The organism is Parapedobacter pyrenivorans (genome assembly GCF_014636865.1).
Taxonomy (GTDB): domain Bacteria; phylum Bacteroidota; class Bacteroidia; order Sphingobacteriales; family Sphingobacteriaceae; genus Parapedobacter; species Parapedobacter pyrenivorans.
Genome location: NZ_BMER01000004.1, coordinates 477,348 through 499,418 on the forward strand (window position 1 = coordinate 477,348; position 22,071 = coordinate 499,418).

The following is a 22,071-nucleotide window of genomic DNA, read 5'->3' on the forward strand; positions in this document are numbered from 1 at the left end:
CGTTACTTACCTATTGTTTGCGATTCGAGCGCTCCCACACAGCGCTTTGCCCACCTCGGAAATACCTCACGATCCCCGCCAATACGGCATAATTCATCACACAGAAATAGTAAGGGATAAATGCTACCTTCAGCTTTAATGCACGCCGTTCAAGTAAATAACCAATAATTGCCAGTGCATAAAACAGCACCTGACCATAGAAAAATAACGTATAGATATACCCCGAGTCACGGAAATACAAGTTGGCGTTAATGATAAACAGTGCGACCAATAATATTGGGGTAATCGTCCATCGCAATACCCGGTGACTGATGTATTGAAATGTCAACACCGGGTTCAAAAAAGGATTCAGCACCCGTCTTAAACGCGAAATGGATTGAATACCCCCTGCGGCTATCCTGATTTTCCGCTTTAATTCCTCTTTGACGTTTTCGGAAGCCATCTCAGTAGCATAGGCGCCGGGTTCATAAACAACCCGATACCCTTTTTCGGCTATCCGCATGGAGATCATAAAATCATCCAATACGGTATCGGACGGGACCGCTTCATATAAATCGCGCCGGATGCTAAACAATTCGCCAGCACTCCCAACCACCGAGTACAATTCAGAATCCCACCGCTTCAATGTTGATTCATATTTCCAGTAAAAACCTTCTCCCGCTGCGCTCGCATCCGCTTCACTCCCTGAATACACCCGCTTTTCACCAGCGACGGCACCAACCTGTGGATCAGCATAATGTTTACATAATTCCATTAAGGCATCACTATTGAGCAAGGTGTTGGCATCCGTAAAAACCACAATATCGGTTTCCACTTCATTCATCACACGATGGATAGCCGCAATCTTGCCCCGGCGTTCCGGCGTGTGCAAGAGCACGACTTCCGTATATTTCCTGACGAGCTCGGGTGTTTCGTCGGTTGAACCGTCAGTAACAACGATATAACGAAGCTTTCCTTCGGGGTATCGCAAGGCAAGCGTGTTCACCAATTTATGCTCAATGATTGTCGCCTCATTGTAAGCTGCGACGACCACCGTACAGGAAGGCAGTAGATGAATAGGCTCCCAATCCCGTCTAGCTTTCCTTCCGACCGCCCTTTTGCTAATTACTAAACAATACAATACGATACCGTAACCGACATAGGTATAGCAAATGACAAATAGGCTAATCCAGAAAAAAAACTCCATCATCTATCTCAAAAAACTGGACGAATGTAGGAAATTATCATCCAGTTCCTATCCAAAGCGCACCGATGTGCACGTCAAAATTATAAACCGTGGCTATTTTCTGACATAAATACCCGCCAAGCAACCCTATCCATCTCAAAGGTCAGATCGTTTTCGTTCAACTCTTCCATGGGAACCCAACGAAATACCTGATCTGGCTCCTTTCCATATTCGAAATCGAAAGCTATTTTACTGAACCTGCAACTCAGCGGGTCTTTGCTCTTCACTAAGTAATAGACGCCAATAACCTGGCTTTCGTTGAATGCAGACTGAAAGAAAACGTCTGTTGTATGGATATGGCGTATGATTTCGATATCCGCCTCGCATTCTTCTTCAAACTCGCGTACGAGCCCTGCCAACAGTCCCTCACCATATTCGAGTCCGCCGCCGGGGAACTTGGTGAACGCCATGCCATATTCCCGCTCGTCACTGATCAATACTTCTTGTGTATCATTGATGAGGATGCCGTAAACGCGTATGTTAAAATTACCCATTGATCATATGCTTTTATTCGCTTCCTGTATGAAACAACTTCCCCGGTTTATCCGTTTATCCAATAAATAGTGCGCTGCCCAAAAGTACGCTTAAAATATGATTCTTGTCATATTTTGAATATAATCTAGTAGCTGAAAAAAGATTATCAACGCATTTGACTACCTTTGCAAGAACTATGCAGACATTGACGCAACAAATACCTGAAGGATCACGAAAAGAAGTAATGGCTTATTTAGAGCCGTTTATGCTGAATGAAATGAGTGATTACCTGAAGCCCGTAGAGGAAATGTGGCAACCCGCAGACTTTCTCCCGGATGCTTCAAGGGATACTTTTTTTCAGGAAGTAAAGGATCTGCAGGAAAGCGCTCGGGAATTGTCCTATGACCTGGTGGCTGTTCTGATTGGGGATACCATTACCGAAGAAGCATTACCTACCTACGAATCATGGCTCACCATGGTGGAAGACGTCAACAAAAATGAGCAGGGCGGATGGATGAAATGGGTAAGGGCTTGGACGGCAGAAGAAAACCGTCATGGAGACCTGCTTAATAAGTACCTGTACCTTTCCGGACGCGTGAATATGCGGGAAATGGAAATCTCGACGCAATATTTGTTGCAAGATGGCATCGAAATCGGAACGGGCAATGACCCATACCGCAATTTTATCTATACCTCTTTCCAGGAACTCGCCACCAACGTATCGCATAGGCGGGTAGCGGCTTTCTCGAAAAAAGACGGAGACAGGTTACTGGCCAAGATGTGTGGCGTAATCGCGTCTGATGAAGCGCGTCATGCTAAAGCATACATGTCTTTTATTTCCAAAGCGATGGAGGTAGATCCCAGTGAGGTTATGCTGGCATTTGAAGACATGATGCGAAAAAAGATAGTCATGCCGGCGCTCTTGCTCCGGGAATCAGGGGAACCGCAAGGGGAAGCTTTTAGCCACTTCTCGGATGCAGCCCAACGATTGGGCGTGTACACGGCAATCGACTACGTGGATATCCTGAAAGAGTTATTGCTAGAATGGAAGGTAGAGTCTGTGAAGGAGCTGAATGAAGCCGGTGAACGTGCGCGGGATTACTTGGTTCGGCTGCCTGACCGGTTACTTCGCCTTGCCGATCGAATGAAGGTGCCAGATAAAAGCTACAGCTTTAAGTGGATACGTGCCTGATGGTTGCCTATCTCCTATCCGTGTCGACCAACTTGCTTAGCTTGAGGTATCCAGGATGCAATTCATCTTCCGATGAGATGGCGGTACTTTTTTCGACCAAGACCGCATATTTTTCTTTCAAATGAGGTGGAAGGACCTCTTCAATTTCGAAAATATCATCCACATCAATCCCATATTTATCATCGATATGCGATGAAACGCGGTGTTTCCAAAACGTTTGGGCTTTGGCTTGTCTGATTGCCTCCGCAGTATTTGCTGCCACGGAAAGGCATTTGTAGTGGTATTCCTCGAAATCGTTTTCCTTATAACCGCCAAGGTTTATAAAAAAAAGTTTGTGCTGTTCTTCGTTTTTTGACACATCTCCTCTCATCGTCACCCTTACTGAATATCTATCCACCATGTTCACCTCACGCCAAGCGTCGATGTGGATCTTACCATTCGCTTCCGGCCAAAAATCAATAATAGCGGGCACTAGGTCTGTCAATGAGGTTCCGATGCCGAAAAAAATATCGTGTTGTTCCGTATGCCTGCCATACGGCTTGCAGCCGAGTAACAACATATATAGTTTGATGCCATCCATGCTAAAAAGTAATATCTTTGTAAAGATAGAAATCCACCCATGAAATTCCTCCATTTACTTTTAATCCTCTCTTCGCTGATCAGCGCTTGCTCGGACAGCAATACTACAGCCGAATCCGCTATTTTCGCTGCCATGCAAAAGCAAGAGACGGCATGGAATGCTGGAGATATCCACACCTTCATGGAAACGTATTGGCACCACGACAGCTTGTTGTTTGTAGGCGGTGTCGGACCGGTATACGGATGGCAAAATACGCTCGACCGTTACCTCAAGACCTATCCGGATACTGTTGCCATGGGAAAGCTTAAGTTCAATATTATCCAGGTAAATCGGTTATCGTCAAATCATTATTTTGTATTAGGCAACTGGCAACTAACGCGTGCAATTGGGAATGCATCCGGTCATTTCACGTTGTTATTTGAAAAAATCGATAATAAATGGCTCATTGTTGCTGATCATTCGAGTTGACGGGCAGGTATACTTCCGCCATCATACAACGTGCACTACCACCACCATATTGTTCTATGGTATCCAATGGAGAATGGATGATCGGATCAAATGATTCCAACTTCCTTACTTGCGCCAGTTGAAGCGAATGGAAAGCACGCGATGACATGACAAGAAAACTTTTCCCCTGCTTGTTTTCAACCTGCAGCATGTTACCTGCAAAATCGATCATCTGGGCCTGATTAATCGCTATGATACTTTTCCCCGACTCGTTCAGTGTTTTCATAACCGATAGACGGTCCGACTCGACAATGCTTTCCAGATTAATGACAGCATAGCTATCCGCTATGCACATTAGCACATTGGTATGATATATGGCCCTTCCCTTTTCATCCACAGCATCAAAAACAACGGGCTTAAAGTTAAATTGGCGACAAAACTCCAGAAACAATGATTCATCGGTACGGGGAGACCGGCAAGCATAAGCAATGCCGTTCTTTCGGTCGAGCACGAAGCTACCGGTTCCTTCCAGGAATTTTCCTTCGGCTTCATGTTTGGTATAGTCGATTCGCCTATGAATCAAAAATACCCTTTCAATCGCATGGAGTACGCTCTGCTTGCGCTCTAGGCGCCTATTTGCTGCAAACATAGGGTACAGTACCACCGATCCATCGTGGTGAAAAGATATCCAGTTGTTTGGAAAAATACTATCCGGCGTATGCGGCATCGGCGTATCGGGTACGACCAATACATCGATATCGTTGTCACGGAGCTTCGCTACAAAAGCGTCAAACTCCCGAACAGCGCTATCTTGGACAACAACGGTATCTTCTATACCCTGCCTTTGGAATACGTTATTCACGGCGGTCTGTGCATTGTAAGCAAACTGGACTGGGCGAATCATTAAAATGGTCATGTCCTAAACGGTGTTAGTGCAAAACAGCCATCAGTCTCTAAGCAGTGGCATACTCATACAGTGAAACCCGCCCCTGGCGCGCGATAACTCTGCTGATGGCATCAGCACTAAGGTGTCGCTCAACTCATCCACGCATATACGGCCGGCTTCCAAATCGGCGAGCAGATCTTTTACATCTACGATGTCGAAGCCGGCCGCTCGAAATGCGTCGGTGGTTTTATCATTCCGATCGTACCCTAATACCACTCCCTCCCTGATTGCCAGTAGATTGCAACTATCTGTCCATTGTTCGCGCGCGTCGTAGGGGAACTCATTATTGCCTGATAAGATGATTCGCACGCTTTCTGGAGCACACCCCAGGTCATCCACACTGATCGCTACCAATAAGTCTTCCAACGAATGAAAACGCCGCGGCTCAGATTCCTTTCCCTTTTCAAATTGAAGAATTTCCAACTCGTCTATACGATGTGGCTGGATACGGAGGGCCCGATGTACCTCGTCTGTCTGCAGTCCTTTAATGCGTTCGGTTGAAAAATCACCCAGCATTACCCATACATTCCGCTTCACCTGAGTAAACACCGTATCGATATGCATATAATCACGTTTCCGAGGAATTTTCACAATGGTAACCTTCTTTACTACGTTTTTGTCAAATAACTTTCTTACTGCTTGCGCAGCCGCTTCACTATTCGTCCGCTCACTTACCCCGATCAATACGTGATCTCCGCTTACAACCATCACATCCCCACCTTCTAATGTCACTCTCTCCACTTCCGTATCGTTGGGTAGTAGGAAATGATGTGGAGTGTCCGTCAATTCGATGATCTTATCGCTATATGCTGCAAATATTGGATGATGGAAGAAAATATACTTGGCTATGAGTGCCTCCCGTTTACGCGCTTCTTTCATCGGCTTATTGAGCAGGATGTGATCGTTAATCACAATACCGATGTCGCGTGTAAAAATGAAGTTCGGTATTGGCGGAAAAATCATCTCGCTTTCATTGGGTGTGCCGCTGAAAAAAACCCTAGCCAAGGTGGCGGGACTATACCCCATCAGCTCACGCTGCACGTGATAGCTACACGCCTCGATAGCACAAACCGAAGCCACCAATTGATTTTTAATCGACACGTCATCAAGTATTTCCGAAAGTAATTCCTGCAATTCAACGACCTGCTCGGAACGGTAAAAGTCAGCGTGGTCTGGTTTATAGAAATTCCGGTGATTTTCCGTTGCATCAATGATCGCCAGTTGTCCCTTTATCTTTTCATCGTCCAAAAAGTACAGCAATAACTTAATGTAGTAATCATATTCATTACGCCGGATCGTGTTTAAATGAACGATGTCTTCAAACAACCAATCTTGCGCTTTGGAAGGGACGACCCGACCTAATCCACTATCGGGACTATGGACCAATACTTTTCGCAACCGGCCTGTTTCTGACGATACGTAAATGGCATCACGATTACGCATACTGACAATTTATTGGAAAAGGGCAAGATACAAAATTTGCTGGATATTGGTTGAAGAGTATACCCCAATTAATCTACAATTTGCATGCAATTTATAAGGGTTTTCTAGGGGTTTTCTAGGGGTTTTTTAGGTAATTGATACATAGTTATTCCTTAAAATTATTAAAGAAGTATGATTTAATTCATTTTTGAATTTTATTTTGTCGTATTTATTTTTTACATTAGCTTGGTAATCAATGATAACTCAGTTATGGCAACTTTCAAAAACGGTGTAAATGGCAGTTTCAGCGGGAGGGTGGGCAACGTAATCGGCTATCAATGGCGTGGCATCAACGTAATGCGCGCACTACCAAGAAAATCCAACAAACCACGCAGCGAAAAGCAACTGGCAAACGAAATGCGCATGAAGCTTGCGATGTCTTTCCTTTCGCCCCTAAGCGGTCTGATCGCGGTGGGTTATCAGCAGGCCGCCGATGGGCTGCCGATGACACCGTTCAACATCGCCTTGTCGTACCACAAGAAGCATGCGATCGGAGGTGAATATCCGGACTTATATTTCGATTACAGCAAGGCGATCATCAGCACCGGGGCTCTTACCCCTGCCGAAGCGCTCGCAGCCGAGTGGACCGACGAAGGGCTGGCCGTTTCATGGCACGCTTCTCCGCAAGATGGGAACCTCGTGAATAGTCAGAATACGACCATCATATGGTGTCTTGCCACCAACGAGAAATGGGATATCCGTACGTCCGGCATCACGCGGGGTATGGGCCGATACCTTTTTCCCTTGCCGCAAGACGTGATCGGAGCAGATGTCCATGTGTACCTGGCTTTCAACAAAGCACTATCCAGTGAAATGTCCGAAAGCCGGCACGTGCAGGTACAGGCGAACAGCTAACGAACGCAACAACATGTAGCGGCCGTAGTGTTAGCAATTAGATGCCAACTATGGCCTGGATTTCTTCCATGATCTGTCGGGCAATGGCTTGCGCCTTTTCCGGAGTCGAGCCTTCCGAATAAATCCGGATAATCGGTTCGGTGTTGGATTTCCGGAGATGAACCCATTCCTGTTCAAAATCTATTTTCAAACCGTCTATCGTACTATGCGGTACATCTTTATACCGTTGCTGCATAGTGGCCAACAGCCCGTCGATGTCCAGTCCCGGCGTAAGCGTGATCTTATTTTTAGACATGTAATATTGCGGATAGCTTGCTCGCAATTCGGAAATACGCTTACGGCTCTTCGCTAAATGCGTAAGGAAAAGCGCAATCCCGGCCAACGCATCCCTCCCGTAGTGTATCGCAGGGTAGATAACCCCACCATTACCCTCCCCTCCGATTACCGCACCGACTTCCTTCATTTTGGTCACTACGTTAACTTCGCCTACGGCTGCTGCATGGTATTGAAAGCCCTGGTTGATGGTTACATCCCGCAATGCTCTCGTCGATGAGAGATTGGACACCGTATGTCCAGGCGTGTGCTGAAGTACATAGTCAGCCACCGCGACTAATGTATATTCCTCGCCAAACATCGCTCCATCTTCCATCACAAAACAGAGCCGGTCTACATCGGGGTCGACTGCAATGCCCATATCAGCGTTTTTATCAACGACCAATGCGGATAAATCGGTCAAATTTTCTGCAAGTGGCTCCGGGTTGTGGGGAAAAAGTCCGTTTGGTTCACAATAAATTTCATGAATAGTCCCTACGCCAAGTGCCGCCAATAAAGCAGGTACAAAAACTCCCCCGGTTGAATTGACAGCATCCACAGCGATCTTGAAATCCGCCTTTCGAATCGCTTCGACATCGACCAATGGCAGAGCCAATATCTGATCGATGTGCTTCTGCAAATAACTATTGTCAGTGGTCACACGGCCTAGATTACTTACTTCGGCAAAATCAAAATCCAGGTTTTCGGCCATATCCAGCACTTGTCTACCCTGTGCATCGTTAATGAATTCGCCAGCGCTGTTAAGCAGCTTTAAAGCATTCCACTGAGCCGGATTATGGCTCGCAGTAAGGATGATCCCCCCACCAGCACCTTCCTGCGGTACGGCTATCTCCACTGTCGGTGTGGTAGATAAACCCAAGTCGACCACATCGATCCCCATACTCTGCAGTGTCCCAACTACCAGGTTTCGTACCATCTCACCAGAAATGCGCGCATCACGGCCGATAACAAGCTTACTGATTCCGGTTTCCTGTTGGATAAAACGACCAAACGCGGCAGTAAACTTAACGATATCAATAGGAGTGAATGCATCACCCGGCTGCCCGCCGATGGTACCTCTAATACCCGAAATGGATTTGATTAATGTCATGTTGGTCTTTGCTTTTTTGCGGCGATAAAAATAGGCATATTGTTCGGTATTTTTAAATTCATTCCGTTTGATTGGATTTCCGAATTTATTTTTACTTTTGTTGCAACTTTGTTTAATTTATATGATCGACCAACTCATTGCATTAGATCAAGAAGCCTTTTTGGCCATTAACCAAGGGTTAAGTAATGTATTTTTTGATTGGCTGATGCCTATCTTGCGCAACCCTTTTACCTGGGCCCCCCTGTACCTCTTCATTGTTATTTTCTGCATTAAAAATTACAAAAAGACTGGCGTGTTGATTGTCCTTTTTATATTGATCACATTTGGTATTGCCGACCAGCTCTCGTCTTCGGTCATCAAGAAATCAGTCAAGCGCGTGAGGCCGTGCAACGATATCGAGTTCAAGGAAGAAATCAATTTACGTGTGCGTTGCAGCGGTGGCTACAGCTTTACGTCGTCACATGCTACCAATCATTTTGCCATGGCCATGGTAATGATCATGATCTTTTACAAACGGTGGAAACATATTTTATGGCTTGGCTTGCTATGGGCAGCGCTCGTTAGCATTGCCCAAGTATATGTGGGCGTCCATTATCCTTTGGACATCGTAGCTGGCGCGTTATTGGGAAGTTTAATAGGTTGCGTTACGGGGCTGGCGTTCCGCTTTATCAGCCCTAACTTGACACCGGTAACGCATACGTCATGAGTTCCATCTTGATTATTGCCATTCTATTCACTTCCGCATTCGCTAGCGGGGTTTCTGTTTTTTTTGTGAGGCGCGATAATACGAACGCCCTCAAGCTTATTCTCGCTTTCAGTGGTGCGTACCTATTTTCCATCACCGTCTTACACTTAATTCCACACGTATATCATACTCACAGCTCACACAACGAGACCATAGGCTTATTTGTATTATTGGGTTTTCTGTTTCAACTGGGTATGGAGCAGTTTTCTCATGGTATAGAACATGGACACATCCATCATTCCCAAAAAGCAGGCGGAATCTTTCCCTTGGGGATCATGTTGAGCCTTTGTCTGCATGCCCTGCTGGAAGGCATGCCTTTAGCATCGGGCCACCAAGGAGCATTGACTTTTGGCATCGCGTTGCACCATGTACCGGCAGCCTTTGCCCTAGGGAGTCTACTGCTTAACACCTCACTACACAAAAGGCACATCATTGCATTATTGGCGGTATTTGCTTTAATGACCCCGCTAGGCTACCTCATAAGCAGTGCAATCGCCTCAGGTGATATCGGTCATATCGAGCAGTATTTTGACCGCATGATGGCGGTCGTGATCGGTATTTTTCTTCATATTTCTACAACGATCCTATTCGAATCAGGATCAGCCGATCATCACAAATTCAATAGAAAGAAAATGATCGCTGTTGTATTGGGTGTCGCGGCCTCGCTATTGAATTTCTTGTTTGATTCACACGGACATTAGGGTCACTTATCCCCCGCGCATTTTATCGAGCAATTCATTAAGTACTTGACATTCTGATTCAGTGATGTTTTCATGGAGGACGTCCATCATCATCATGCTCTCATCCAAATTAGCTAGAGCGTCTAACCCCTTTGAAGTAATCTTAACATCAACTGCACGTCGGTCGATGGCAGATTTACCCCTGGAAACCATTCCCTTCGCTACTAACCGATTAATAATTCGGGATACATCAGGCATTTTATCCAGCATTCGTTGCTTAAGCAGGCTATTGGTTATCGGATTAGGATATTGCCCTCTCAATATACGAAGTACGTTGAATTGTTGTAAGGTGATTTGCTGTGCGTTTGCCCTTCTCTCCAAAATATCGGTAATCCAATTGCTGGTAAACACAATATTTATTGTAGCCTTATGTCGTTCGTTAAGGAACTTTCGGGTCTGGATTTCCTCTTCTATTTTCATCGGAAATAATTTATTCTAAAGGCCTGATGGAGCCTGCATTTTTTGCGTAAGCGTGCAGTCCAATTCCTTCATCAACTTCAAATATAGCGCTACTGCTTGCTTCTTTTTATCATCATATTGGTAATCAATCTGCTCCATCAAATACAGTCGATAATCGAAATCGAGTCGAAAAGGCAACTGCTCGATAACCAACGTGCGGTGTGCCAAGCCATAAGCCAAGGCATCATTAAATGACTGGACAAACGACATGGGTAGCGGTTTGTTGGCCACCCAAACGGCAAATGCAAATGGCAATCCGGTAAACTGCTGCCAGTGTGCGGCTAAGTCATACCTATAAGGGTGTAATCCGTGTTTTCCGAAAGTACGATCTCCAATCTCTACATACGCGTCGGCCACGCCCTCAGTGATTACCGTCACCTCCCGCTTCCAGTAATATCGTAATAGAATTTGTGCCAATCCATTTGACGTTCTTGACTGGCTATCCAATCGTAGTGTATGGATTTCATCAATCGGCTTCTCACTGAAAATAAAAACCGAATTAACAGCTCCTGTTGCACCTATACAGTAATCCGAAATAATCTCAGCTTCAGGCAAATCGAGCAACGTCGCAACGGGAACGATACCCAAGTCTACCTCGTTATGAATTAGCTTATGTGCACACATACTCGGCACATCCAAACTAAGTACCAACTGCGCTATGATACCCGAATGTTGTAACCCGTAGATAAAAGGCGTTGTATTCGTATAGGATACCGCAGATACCTTCACTTTTTCCATAAGTATTATTCTGTAAACAGCCCTGCTAAATGCTGGATATTATAAGCATCTTCGATGGAAAACCCCTCACCGTTGTAGCGCACTTTGTAAAGTGCCGTATTTGTATGTGGAAAATCATCCATCAAAGCGATTTCACGGTTGGTTAACAGGCAAAGAAATACACGCATGGCACGCCCGTGCATGCAAACCAGTACGTTTCGCTCGTCAGGAAAGGAAAGGATATGCTGGAGTGCCTTTCGTTGTCTGGCGACCAATTGATTAGGCGTTTCGCCACCCGCCACACTAACATCCAACTCACCGTTGCGCCATCGTGCAATCAAGTCAGCAAAGCCCTCCATAATGGCTTCGGTCTGTTCCTTACCTTCATAGATTCCCCAACCTATTTCGTCGAGCCCTTCCAATTGCTCCGTGGGTATGCCCTCTTTTAGAAACGCAGCCACGGTTTGGTGAGTACGCAACAAGGTGGATGTATAAATTTTATCGAAACGCATATCCTTATAATAGGCATAGAACGCCTCGGCCTGTCTTTCCCCGATTTCATTCAAGGGGGCATCAACCCCCCGGCCTTGTACAATCCCTTTTAGATTGAAATCGGTTTGTCCATGTCGAATGATATATAATGTTTTTTCCAAAAATATATTGCTATTTGCTGTTCAATACGGGTAATTGATAATACCTGGACTGCTTATCGGCGGAATCTTCCGCAAAAATCACGTCCTTATAGTCGGTAACGATATTATAAAGGGTATCCCTTTCGACCGGGTGCCTACCTGCCTGTTGGATTAATTCCACCAGTTCGCGCGTAGTCATCGCCGGATGTTGCTCTTCTGCACCCGCCATGGAGTAAATCTTTGTCGTATCATCCAGTGTTCCGTCAATGTCGTCTACCCCGAAACCCAACGCCAATTGCGCAGTTTCCCTACTGATCATTGCCCAATAGGCCTTAATATGAGGGAAATTATCCAGATAGATACGACTGATCGCATAATTACGCAAGTCTTCCACCACCGACACTTCTGGAACGTGAGACATTTGGTTGTCTTTGTTTCGGAATTTAAGCGGTATAAAGGTCTGGAAACCACCTGTCTTATCCTGCAGTTGCCGAAGTTTTTCCATATGGTCCACGCGATGCCAATAGTGTTCAATATGACCATAAAGCATGGTTGCGTTGGAATGCATGCCTAGTCTATGCCACACTTCGTGTATTTGCAGCCATTGCTCGGCATTACATTTATCTTTTGCTATTTGTTCCCTGATCTCGGGATGGAAAATCTCTGCCCCACCACCTGGCATCGAGTCTAGGCCGGCACCTTTCATCATAGCCATACCGGACGCGTAATCTACCTTGGCCTTCTTGAAGATGTAGTGGTATTCTACCGGTGTAAGTGCCTTTATATGGAGATCTGGTCGGTGCTTTTTAATGGCAGCAAACAGGTCCATATAAAATGATAGGTTGTACTGCGGCAGCACCCCGCCCACAATATGAACCTCGGTTACCGGCTCGCTGTCATAGGACTTCACTACGCCTATCATTTCATCCATCGTAGCTTCCCATCCGTCTTCGCGTTCTTTGATTAAACGTGAGTATGAGCAGAATTTACAATCGTATACACAAAGATTAGTAGGCTCGATATGGAAATTACGATTGAAATAAGTGACATCGCCATGCTTCCTTTCCCTTATGAAATTGGCCAACACGCCCAAGTACCCTAACTCGCCACGCTCGTACAACAATACCCCGTCCTCCTCGCTGATCCGCTCGCCATTGCCTACTTTCGTCGCAATGGACTTCAGTTCTTGATCGAGGCTTTTATTTTCAAGAAGAAACGTGAGCTTTTTTTCGGCATCCATATCCTGAAATCTTTGACAGCAAACTTACCTAAATTGCCATTTATATACAAGTCACAAAACCGCCATATCATGTACCTGCCGGACTATTTAGGCACTTTTATACCTATTGAGATCCAATTCAGTCTCCAAACTGCTGCATCTCAATCAATTTCTTATACAGGCCATCATTCGCTAGTAATTGTTGATGCGTACCTTCCTCCACAATCTCCCCTCCCTCTAGCACGACAATTTTATCCGCGTTTTTGATGGTACTCAACCGATGGGCAATAACCAACGTTGTGCGATTCTGCATCAACATAGACAGGGCTTCCTGTACCAGCTTTTCAGACTCTGTGTCTAAAGCAGAGGTTGCTTCGTCGAGCAGTAACAGGGGGGGGTTCTTCAAGACGGCCCTGGCTATGCAAATCCGCTGACGCTGCCCCCCAGACAATCTGATTCCGCGGTCGCCAATGTAGGTTTCATAGCCCTGTTCCGTTTCGAGAATGAAATCATGTGCATTGGCAATTTTGGCAGCGGCTACGACGTCATCCATCGTTGCGTTTTCCATTCCGAATGCAATGTTGTTATATATGCTATCATTAAATAAGATAGAGTCCTGATTCACGAAACCAATTAGACTACGTAAATCATTTACTTTAAGTATCTTTATATTGATACCATCAACCATTACTTCACCTTCTCCAACATCATTGAACCGAGGAATGAGATCCATCAAGGTCGATTTTCCACCACCCGAAGGACCTACCAATGCGACCGTCTGGCCTTTCGGGATATCAAGATTGACCCGCTTCAGCACTTGTTTATCGCCATAGGAGAAGCCTACGTCAACCAACTGGACACCCGTTTCAAAGGTCTTAATCGGTCGTGCATCGGGCGCTTCTGGCAATTCGTTTCGTTGATCTATCAAATCCAGCACCCGCTCACCAGCGGCAATACCCGAATTGATATTACTAAATGCGTCCGTAAGCGCCTTTGCCGGACGCATCACCTGTGAAAAAATGGCAATATAGGTGATGAACGCTTCAGCAGGTAACTCACCAGAGCCACTCAAAACCAGTTTGCCACCGTAAAGCAACACGACAGCAACCATGCCCACCCCCAATAATTCCGACACCGGCGACCCTAACTGCTGCCGACGCACCATCCGCCTACTTATTTTAGAAAACCGGATATTTTCTTTATGGAACCGGCTTTTGATAAACGACGTCGCATTGAACGCCTTAATAATCTTAATGCCCGACAGCGCTTCGTCTAAGTAACTGATCATATTGCCGTAAACCTGTTGCGCCAAGGTCGCCTGCGCTTTGAGCCGCTTGACGATCCGCGAAATGATGAACGCAGAAACGGGAATGACCAGTATGGCAAACAACGTAAGCTTTGTAGAAAGAAGAAAGAGTACGATGACGTAAACCAATAGCGTGAGTGGCTCCTTAAAAACGACTTGCAACGTAGCCGTAACGGAAAACTGTACAACCTGTACATCAGAAGCAATCTTTGAAATGATATCTCCCTTACGTTGGTTATTGAAATAACCGACGTGCAAATCCATCACATTGTCGAAAACTGCCTTCCGTAAATTCAATAACGTATGGATACGAAGGTTCTCCATTATTCGTTGCGATAAATACCGAAACAGGTTGCTAAGAAAAACCGAAGAAATAATAACAATACACACCCGTTGCAGTGCGCCATAAGGGCCGAAGACCACGCTGGCATGAGTGGCGTAATACTTAAAATGCGCAGCAATGTCGTACCAATTTTCGGGAGCCACAGCAACGACCGTTCCGCCCTCTTCTGCAAATAGCGTTTGGAGTAATGGTATGATCAGCGCTAGATTAAGTACCGCAAACACGACACTCAATAATGTGGTGACGGCATAGGGAACAGCAAATCTCCCAATGGGTTTAGCATATGATAGTAATCGAAAATATGTCTTCATTAAAAACTAAACAAGCTGCAAAGCTACCAAAAAAAGAAAGGCTAGCCGAAAAATACGAATCCAAATATTGGCCGGTTTTGTGTAATTTAGTCGCCTAAACGTAAAAAAATGCAGATACAGGTTGCAAAAAGGCTAAAGCATACGGAAGAATACTATTTTTCGAAAAAGCTAAGCGAAATTGAGACGCTCAATCAGACTGGTGAAAAGGTCATCAATCTAGGCATTGGAAGCCCCGATTTACCTCCTCATCCAGCGGTTATCGAAACACTTCATGAATATGCATCGTTATCGTCTACCCACGCCTATCAAAACTATAGGGGGGTATTGCCATTGCGGTCGGCAATCGCCGATTGGTATAGCACGTATTACCAGGTTTCTTTAGACCCGAATAAACATGTACTCCCACTGATAGGCTCCAAAGAGGGTATTGTTCACATTTGCATGACTTATCTCCAAGAGGGTGATGAGGCGCTTTTCCCGAATCCTGGATATCCGGCGTACGCTGCGGCGATCCGATTGAGCGGTGCAACCGGCGTTCCATACGACCTGGATGCATCCAATGGCTGGCTCCCCGATTTAGATGCCTTGGCCAAACGTGACCTCAGCAGGGTCAAACTTATGTGGCTGAATTATCCGCATATGCCTACGGGTGCAACTGCGACAACGACATTTTTTAAGGAGGCGGTAGCTTTTGCTAAGCAACATAACATTCTGCTTTGTCATGACAACCCGTACAGCTTTATATTAACTGATCGTCCGCAGAGCCTGCTATCCATTGAAGGTGCGATGGAGGTCGTGATTGAACTGAATTCGCTAAGTAAATCTTCCAATATGGCCGGTTGGCGAGTTGGTATGCTTCTTGGTGCTGAAAATCGTATCAATGAGGTTATACGATTTAAAAGCAATATGGACTCGGGGATGTTTCTGCCTGTGCAAATGGCTGCTGCCAAAGCCCTTTCTCTCGGTCGCGAATGGTATGATGAACTGAATGAAAGCTATCGAAACAGGCGGGAAAAGGTATTTCGATTGTTGGATACGTTGAGGTGCACATACGACAAACAACAGGTGGGCCTTTTTGTATGGGCAAAGATACCCGTCGATTATCCAAACGGCTATGCGTTAAGCGACGAGATACTCCAACAATCACGGGTATTCATCACTCCCGGTGGAATTTTTGGAACCGGGGGCGACGCCTACATTCGGGTGAGTCTGTGTGCCACGGAAGCGGTATTGGATGAGGCCCGAGACCGTATTATAAATGCTAAGACAAATTTATAGTTTTAGTTTATTGACAATTAATATACGCAAAAAATGAACGTAGCTATTGTTGGTGTGGGTCTTATCGGTGGATCCATTGCCATCACATTGAAAGAAAAAAAAATTGCCGCAAAAATCGTAGGTGTCGATAAAAGCGAAATCAATTTAAAAAAGGCACTTCAGATGGGCTTGATTGATGAGGGAGCCACGTTAGCGGATGCCATTGGCAAATGTGAAATCATACTGCTTACCATCCCCGTTGATGCTATTATGAGCCTGTTGCCCTCCCTCCTCGACCAGGTAACGAGTCAGGTGATCGTTGACATGGGCTCTACCAAAGAACGTATCCTGCAGGCCATAGCCAACCACCCCAAGCGTGGACGGGTCGTAGCAGCACATCCCATGGCCGGTACGGAATACTCCGGCCCCGAAGCTGCCATCCCTAATCTATTTACCGGGAAAATGATGGTATATGTGGATGCGACGAACAGCGATGAGGATGCCTTTGAGGCCGTAGATGCGATCACCGAACAGCTCGAAATGCACACCACATTCATGAATGCGCGTGAGCATGACGTGCATACCGCCTATGTGTCGCACATATCGCATATTACCTCGTTTGCGCTGGCGCTAACGGTATTGGAAAAAGAGAAGTCTCAGGGTCGGATATTCGAGCTAGCCGGATCGGGATTCGAATCCACGGTTCGGCTAGCCAAAAGCTCGCCAGATATGTGGACACCTATTTTCAAACAAAATCGTGAAAATGTACTCGAAGTACTCCAAGAACACATTAAACAGTTGCAGCATGTCCACGATGTGCTTAGCAACGAGGACTACGAAACCTTCTATAAATTAATCAAGAAATCAAACAAAATCCGCAGAATCCTAAAGTAATGGCTTCTTGCTTTCAAAAACAAAGGGCAACCCAATGGGCTGCCCTTATTGATTTTCGGGTTGATTGAAATGCTAGTACTCCAGTACGGTTACCTCAGTCCGTCGGTTAGCTTGGTGCTCATCACGCGAACAAGGGACACCATCCGCGCAGCGGTTCACCAATTTGGACTCCCCGTAGCCCTTGGCTACCATTCGATCGCGTGCGATCCCCCTACTCACCAAGTAATCCACCGCTGACTGTGCCCTGCGTTGAGAGAGTGCTTCGTTATAGGTATTGCTACCCCGGCTATCTGTATGGCTTGATAGTTCAATCTTCAATGTTGGATTGTCGCGCATCGTCCGCACCAGCTCGTCCAAAATCGCCGCCGCATCCGGCCGGATGTTATGCTTATCGAAATCGTAATAAATATTTTCCAACTCGAAGGTCTGCCCTACTTGGAAAATGGGTTCCAATAGCAATGCCACTTCAAGTGTATCCGATTTCACGATGCCCCGCGTATTCACTTTCGCCGAGTCGGCATGGTAGCCTTCTTTTTGTGCCAATACAGTATAGTCACGGTCACGGTCAAGTATAAACTCAAACGTCCCGGCGTCACTGCTGCTCTTTTTCGCAATAATTTGCCGCTCACCATCATAAAGTGTCACGTCTGCGGCTGGTAGACGCTCACCCGTAGCTTTATCCGAAGTAGTACCCTTCAGGATAATGATAATTCTTGGTTTCTCTAAAGAAAACGAATAGATATCGTCCCCGCCTTTCCCCCCACGCCTATCTGATGAAAGGAAGCCGCGCACCCCGTCCTCGTCTTCGTCATCAATCAAATACGCAAAATCATCAGACGCACTATTAACCGGATATTTTAAGTTTTCAGGACGACCCCATTGTCCTTTATGCCCTGTGGATTTAAAAACGTCTAATCCCCCCATCCCTGCAAAACCATCACTTGAATAATATAGTGTGCCATCCGGCGCAATGCTTGGAAATAACTCCTCACCAGCACTGTTAATAACAGATCCAGCATTTACTGGGCTTCCCCACGTACCATCAGCCTGCCGCTCACTGTACCAAATATCGGTTCCTCCCTGCCCACCGGGCATATCGCTTGCAAAATAAAGGACATCTTCATTGGGCGACAACGCCGCATGGCCTGTCGAATATTCCTTCACGTTATTATAGGCAAAAGGCTCGGCTACCCAAGCACCGTCGATCTTTTGATAGCGATAGAGTTCCAACGCGTTCGTGCGGTATTTATGTCCCGCTTCTCGTTGCATACCTCCGTCCTTGCCAACGTGGGTACGCGTGGCATATAAGGTATTGCCGTCTTTTCCAGCAATGACTGGCCCCACGTGATATTTTACGTCGTTAAGCGTCGCTTCCGCAAAAGAAGGCGAGCCGAGCGTACCGGCGGCAGATAACGGTGCCGTGTACACCCGTAGAAAAGCATTGCCTGTCCATCCATAGGTATGCTTAAACATTTCATCGTCGGGCTCACCTGCATAATATACATTATCGCCCCATGGAAAAGCCGCAAATTCGGAATTGGTTGTATTCACGGTGGCTTCATTGCGCAAACGGTGTAGCGTCGGCGATGCCATCCAGCGCAATGCGGAATCACAACCTGCCACATGTAGAGCTACCTTAGCCGTATTTCCCGTCTTCACTGCATAGGTTTCCAATTGCTGCTTGGCTTCCTTATATTTTCCGTTTATTTTCAAGACTTCTCCATAACGAAGCAGATTTTCCGGTGAAGCGTCTTCGAGCTGTACGACCCGAGCATACCAGTTCTCTGCCGATTCATAGTCTTTCATTTTCCAATAGCTCTCAGCCAGGCGCTCAAGGTCTTGCGAACGTGGATTTCGGGTATCAACAAGTTTGGCATACAGTTTCACTGCATTTGCATATTCGTATCGCCTGTACAGCTCATCAGCGCGGTCGCGTAGGCCTGGCTGTTCTTGGGCAATGGAAACATTGAAGAATAACAGCAATGAGCCAATCAATATACTCGAATATTTATTTTTCATATCAATCACAATTAATGGGAGATGTTAATTATTGTCTGGTTTTATTACGGATACAATCACGATATAACTAGAAAAATCTCGGACTCAATATACGTTGCGCTTTGGGACCAAGGGTTACACCTAAAGTGACCTCATGAGATCCGTTTTGAACATTGGAAAGCCTACTGGTAATATAGTCATAGGAATAACCTATGCGAAGCGAATTGGTCACATAGATCTGGGTAACAGCCGAGAATGAATTACGTCCGCTCAAGCTATTACCGCTTAACCGGTTGTATTCACGTTCGAATACCGTGACACCCGTGCGCCAACCCGCACCGAGCCAGAACCGCTGCCCGAAAATGAACATGGCATTGAGGTCCAGGCTCGTAGGCCCTTTGAAGTCTTCCTTGATAAGCAGACTGGGGCGAAAGTCCAACCCTTTACCCAGATTAAACAACGCTCCACCGATAAAGTATAGGTGGCGCTTGCGGCGGATGTTGTCCGTGGTTGTATTATCCCAACGGAAAATATTATTACTTTGGTCGCCCGAAAGCAAATCCATCACCGACACTCCAGCATACCATTTCGGGTTGTAATAATATATGCCGAAGCGGATGTCAGGTACCCAATTGCTTATCTTGCCCGCAGGTATAACCTGATCGCTGCCTTCAATAGGATCCAGCACCGCACCATCCAAGCTGTATTGCGTCGCACCAGCACCGATACCGAAACTCAATCGTTGGGTATCTTCTTCGTTCAGTCGAAGACGGAAAGCGTAATTGGCGTATGCCGACGTCGCTGATTGCGGCCCCAATTTGTCTGCGATAACCTGCAACCCCAATCCGTGGCGTTTGTTTATTGGATCAGCAATGCCATCTATTGACAACGATCCCGTCCGAGGTGCTCCCGCTAGGCCTACCCACTGGCTTCGTAAACCCAACTGTCCGAACCATTCCTCCTTGTACCCGGTATAGGCGGGATTTACACTCATCGAATTGAAAATGTACTGCGTGAACTGGATATTCTGTTGAGCACGGGTCTCCCCGATCACGCCCGTGCCGATAATCAATACCATTAATTTTATAATGCGCTTCATAGCTATAGTTTTTGGAGTTTATGCACAGCCTACGTGATGTATTCGGCTGGAATGCCTGTCCTTATTTTCGTCGATTAATAATTACTGCCTTTTGATAAGTACCCATCCCGCATACCGTTCCTGGCGTCCACCCTCATGCGTGATAATAACATAGTAGTACGTTCCTTCGTTCAATCCCTGTCCATCCCAATTATTCCGGTAGTTGTTATTGCGGTAAACCTCGTTGCCCCAACGATTGACTACTGTAATCTCTGTGCGGTCAAAACCTTCAATACCGACGATTTCGAAGACATCGTTCTTGCCGTCGCCATTCGGCGTGAATACATTCGGTATTTTGAATGGCCGGGTGCTAACTGTAACATTGATAACCGCCGTATTAGATAGCAATCCATTTTCATCGGCAACTTCATAGCGCACGCTACTTGAACCGGTGAAGCCGTCAGCGGGCTCAAAGGTTACAATACCTTGAGCATTAACTTCGTACCGACCTTCACCAGGGATAGTGACTACGCTTACTCGATTACCGGATCCATCAATCAACCGTACGGTCGATGGTACAATTGGACTACTCCCCACCTGGTCATTACTCAACACGGGGATGGTTACCGCTTGACCATATGGCGTAGTTACTTGATCGTCTAATGCTGTTGGAGCGATTTCAGCAGCCACACCTTCGACGATGATTGCAATGGTTCCGTCGTTTGACGCTAGTCCGTTTTCATCGCTTACGGTATATTTTATAGTGCTATTTCCTACATATTCCGCATCTGGCGTGAAGGTTACCGTTCCGTCAGCAGCCACCGTGTAGCTGCCTTCTCCTGTTATGGTTACCGTGGTCACTTTCTCTCCGGTTGATGGATCGATCAAACGAACTGACTCGGACACCAACGGGCTGCTGCCTGCTGCATCGTTCGTCAACACCGAAATCGTAATCGGCTGACCTTGGTTCGTTGTACCATTATCATTTATGGCTGTCGGACCATTGATTACCGGCACTTCGGGAGACTCTGGATGTTCTACCTCTGGATTTTCTGGATCTCCACCGGTTACCATAGCCACATTCCGGATGGCATCAACCCCATCGAGCTCTTCGACGACCTGTACCTTGAACGTCACCGATACTTCTTTTCCATACGGAACATCGATGGTCCAACTAAGTTTATCATTTTCTAACTCGCCACCATTGGTTGCGCTACCTGTTACATAGGTAGTATTAGCGGGGATTTCATCTTCAATGGTAATACCCTTGTAGTCCACACTTCCTGTATTTTTGACAATAATGCCATAGGTCAATTCCTCACCTGCTTGGGCATTGCCATCTCCCGTAGCATCCTTCACGGTTTTGGCCGATTCAAATTGCTGCCCGGGGGTTGTCGGGGTCTCCACCTCAGGTTCCTCCGGTGTACCCGGATCCTCGCCCGTAACCTTCGCAACGTTCCGGATGCTCGCCACATCGGTCAGGTCGTCCGCAACGATAACCGTGAAGGTTACCTCACGCGATTCGCCGAACGGAACGTCGACCGTCCAGGAAAGCGTGTTGCCGCTCAAACCCGCGCCGGCGCTTGCGCTGCCTTCCTTGTAGGTCGTGTTCGCAGGGATATTGTCCGCAACCGTGATGCCGTCGTAGTCCACGTCACCCGTGTTGGTCACCGTGATCGTATACGTCAGCTCATCGCCAGCCTTCACCGACACCTTATCTGCAGCCTTCGTGGAAGTGAATGACTTGG

General features: G+C 46.4%; 21 protein-coding genes. 7 read left to right on the forward strand and 14 right to left on the reverse strand.

What is annotated here, in order from left to right:
- Positions 1-10 precede the first annotated feature (10 nt).
- On the reverse strand, positions 11-1,189 hold the full coding sequence (locus tag IEV98_RS19065; protein ID WP_307726870.1) for a glycosyltransferase family 2 protein: 1,179 nt from the start codon (positions 1,187-1,189) through the stop codon (positions 11-13).
- Between the two features lie 77 nt (positions 1,190-1,266).
- Positions 1,267-1,719: an NUDIX domain-containing protein gene (locus IEV98_RS19070; RefSeq protein ID WP_188507620.1), complete on the reverse strand. Its 453-nt coding sequence runs from the start codon at positions 1,717-1,719 to the stop codon at positions 1,267-1,269.
- Between the two features lie 176 nt (positions 1,720-1,895).
- Between IEV98_RS19070 and IEV98_RS19075 the strand changes: the two genes are divergently transcribed.
- Positions 1,896-2,891, forward strand: coding sequence for an acyl-ACP desaturase (locus IEV98_RS19075; RefSeq protein ID WP_188507621.1), 996 nt, complete (start codon positions 1,896-1,898; stop codon positions 2,889-2,891).
- Between the two features lie 7 nt (positions 2,892-2,898).
- On the opposite strand, the gene IEV98_RS19080 is transcribed toward IEV98_RS19075, so the two are convergent.
- On the reverse strand, positions 2,899-3,471 hold the full coding sequence (locus IEV98_RS19080; protein ID WP_188507622.1) for a DUF1543 domain-containing protein: 573 nt from the start codon (positions 3,469-3,471) through the stop codon (positions 2,899-2,901).
- 39 nt (positions 3,472-3,510) lie between these two features.
- Here IEV98_RS19080 and IEV98_RS19085 point away from each other — a divergent pair, with 39 nt between their 5' ends.
- Complete coding sequence (locus tag IEV98_RS19085) at positions 3,511-3,939, forward strand: YybH family protein (protein WP_188507623.1); 429 nt, start codon at positions 3,511-3,513, stop codon at positions 3,937-3,939.
- On the opposite strand, the gene ctlX is transcribed toward IEV98_RS19085, so the two are convergent.
- Positions 3,914-4,834, reverse strand: coding sequence for a citrulline utilization hydrolase CtlX (gene ctlX, locus IEV98_RS19090; protein WP_229738851.1), 921 nt, complete (start codon positions 4,832-4,834; stop codon positions 3,914-3,916). The genes IEV98_RS19085 and ctlX overlap by 26 nt on opposite strands.
- A gap of 30 nt (positions 4,835-4,864) precedes the next feature.
- Positions 4,865-6,307: an arginine deiminase family protein gene (locus IEV98_RS19095; RefSeq protein ID WP_188507624.1), complete on the reverse strand. Its 1,443-nt coding sequence runs from the start codon at positions 6,305-6,307 to the stop codon at positions 4,865-4,867.
- Positions 6,308-6,556: 249 nt separating this feature from the next.
- Between IEV98_RS19095 and IEV98_RS19100 the strand changes: the two genes are divergently transcribed.
- Positions 6,557-7,201, forward strand: a complete 645-nt coding sequence (locus IEV98_RS19100) for a DUF6266 family protein (RefSeq protein ID WP_188507625.1) — start codon at positions 6,557-6,559, stop codon at positions 7,199-7,201.
- 37 nt (positions 7,202-7,238) lie between these two features.
- Here IEV98_RS19100 and glmM read toward each other — a convergent pair whose 3' ends face one another.
- Complete coding sequence (gene glmM / locus IEV98_RS19105) at positions 7,239-8,624, reverse strand: phosphoglucosamine mutase (RefSeq protein ID WP_188507626.1); 1,386 nt, start codon at positions 8,622-8,624, stop codon at positions 7,239-7,241.
- A gap of 121 nt (positions 8,625-8,745) precedes the next feature.
- Here glmM and IEV98_RS19110 point away from each other — a divergent pair, with 121 nt between their 5' ends.
- The gene (locus IEV98_RS19110; protein WP_188507627.1) at positions 8,746-9,330 is read left to right on the forward strand and encodes a phosphatase PAP2 family protein; all 585 of its coding nucleotides are present in this window, start codon (positions 8,746-8,748) and stop codon (positions 9,328-9,330) included.
- Positions 9,327-10,070, forward strand: coding sequence for a ZIP family metal transporter (locus IEV98_RS19115; RefSeq protein WP_188507628.1), 744 nt, complete (start codon positions 9,327-9,329; stop codon positions 10,068-10,070). The genes IEV98_RS19110 and IEV98_RS19115 overlap by 4 nt, the downstream gene beginning before the upstream one ends.
- A 6-nt stretch (positions 10,071-10,076) precedes the next feature.
- Here the strand turns inward: IEV98_RS19115 and IEV98_RS19120 are convergent, their stop codons facing one another.
- The 5 genes from IEV98_RS19120 to IEV98_RS19140 all read right to left on the reverse strand — a co-directional run bounded on the left by IEV98_RS19120 (position 10,077) and on the right by IEV98_RS19140 (position 15,096).
- Positions 10,077-10,529: a MarR family winged helix-turn-helix transcriptional regulator gene (locus IEV98_RS19120; protein ID WP_188507629.1), complete on the reverse strand. Its 453-nt coding sequence runs from the start codon at positions 10,527-10,529 to the stop codon at positions 10,077-10,079.
- 15 nt (positions 10,530-10,544) lie between these two features.
- Complete coding sequence (locus IEV98_RS19125; RefSeq protein WP_188507630.1) at positions 10,545-11,306, reverse strand: menaquinone biosynthetic enzyme MqnA/MqnD family protein; 762 nt, start codon at positions 11,304-11,306, stop codon at positions 10,545-10,547.
- Between the two features lie 5 nt (positions 11,307-11,311).
- A complete protein-coding gene (locus tag IEV98_RS19130) occupies positions 11,312-11,938 on the reverse strand; it encodes a histidine phosphatase family protein (protein ID WP_188507631.1) in 627 nt (208 codons plus the stop codon).
- A gap of 10 nt (positions 11,939-11,948) precedes the next feature.
- Positions 11,949-13,157: an aminofutalosine synthase MqnE gene (gene mqnE, locus IEV98_RS19135; RefSeq protein ID WP_188507632.1), complete on the reverse strand. Its 1,209-nt coding sequence runs from the start codon at positions 13,155-13,157 to the stop codon at positions 11,949-11,951.
- 118 nt (positions 13,158-13,275) lie between these two features.
- Positions 13,276-15,096: an ABC transporter ATP-binding protein gene (locus IEV98_RS19140; protein WP_188507633.1), complete on the reverse strand. Its 1,821-nt coding sequence runs from the start codon at positions 15,094-15,096 to the stop codon at positions 13,276-13,278.
- Between the two features lie 108 nt (positions 15,097-15,204).
- Between IEV98_RS19140 and IEV98_RS19145 the strand changes: the two genes are divergently transcribed.
- Together IEV98_RS19145 and IEV98_RS19150 are read left to right on the forward strand one after the other, a co-directional pair.
- Positions 15,205-16,374, forward strand: coding sequence for a pyridoxal phosphate-dependent aminotransferase (locus IEV98_RS19145; RefSeq protein WP_188507634.1), 1,170 nt, complete (start codon positions 15,205-15,207; stop codon positions 16,372-16,374).
- Between the two features lie 33 nt (positions 16,375-16,407).
- Positions 16,408-17,247 carry a prephenate dehydrogenase gene (locus IEV98_RS19150; RefSeq protein ID WP_188507635.1) on the forward strand — a complete coding sequence of 280 codons (840 nt, stop codon included), beginning with the start codon at positions 16,408-16,410 and terminating at the stop codon, positions 17,245-17,247.
- Between the two features lie 72 nt (positions 17,248-17,319).
- Here IEV98_RS19150 and IEV98_RS19155 read toward each other — a convergent pair whose 3' ends face one another.
- The 3 genes from IEV98_RS19155 to IEV98_RS19165 form a co-directional block, all read right to left on the reverse strand.
- Entirely contained in the window at positions 17,320-19,266 is a 1,947-nt protein-coding gene (locus tag IEV98_RS19155) for an OmpA family protein (RefSeq protein WP_229738852.1), read from the reverse strand.
- A 67-nt stretch (positions 19,267-19,333) separates the two neighbouring features.
- Positions 19,334-20,344, reverse strand: a complete 1,011-nt coding sequence (locus tag IEV98_RS19160; protein WP_188507636.1) for a PorP/SprF family type IX secretion system membrane protein — start codon at positions 20,342-20,344, stop codon at positions 19,334-19,336.
- Between the two features lie 81 nt (positions 20,345-20,425).
- Positions 20,426-22,071, reverse strand: a 1,646-nt coding sequence (locus IEV98_RS19165; RefSeq protein WP_188507637.1) for a T9SS type B sorting domain-containing protein, incomplete at its 5' end; no start/stop codon positions are given.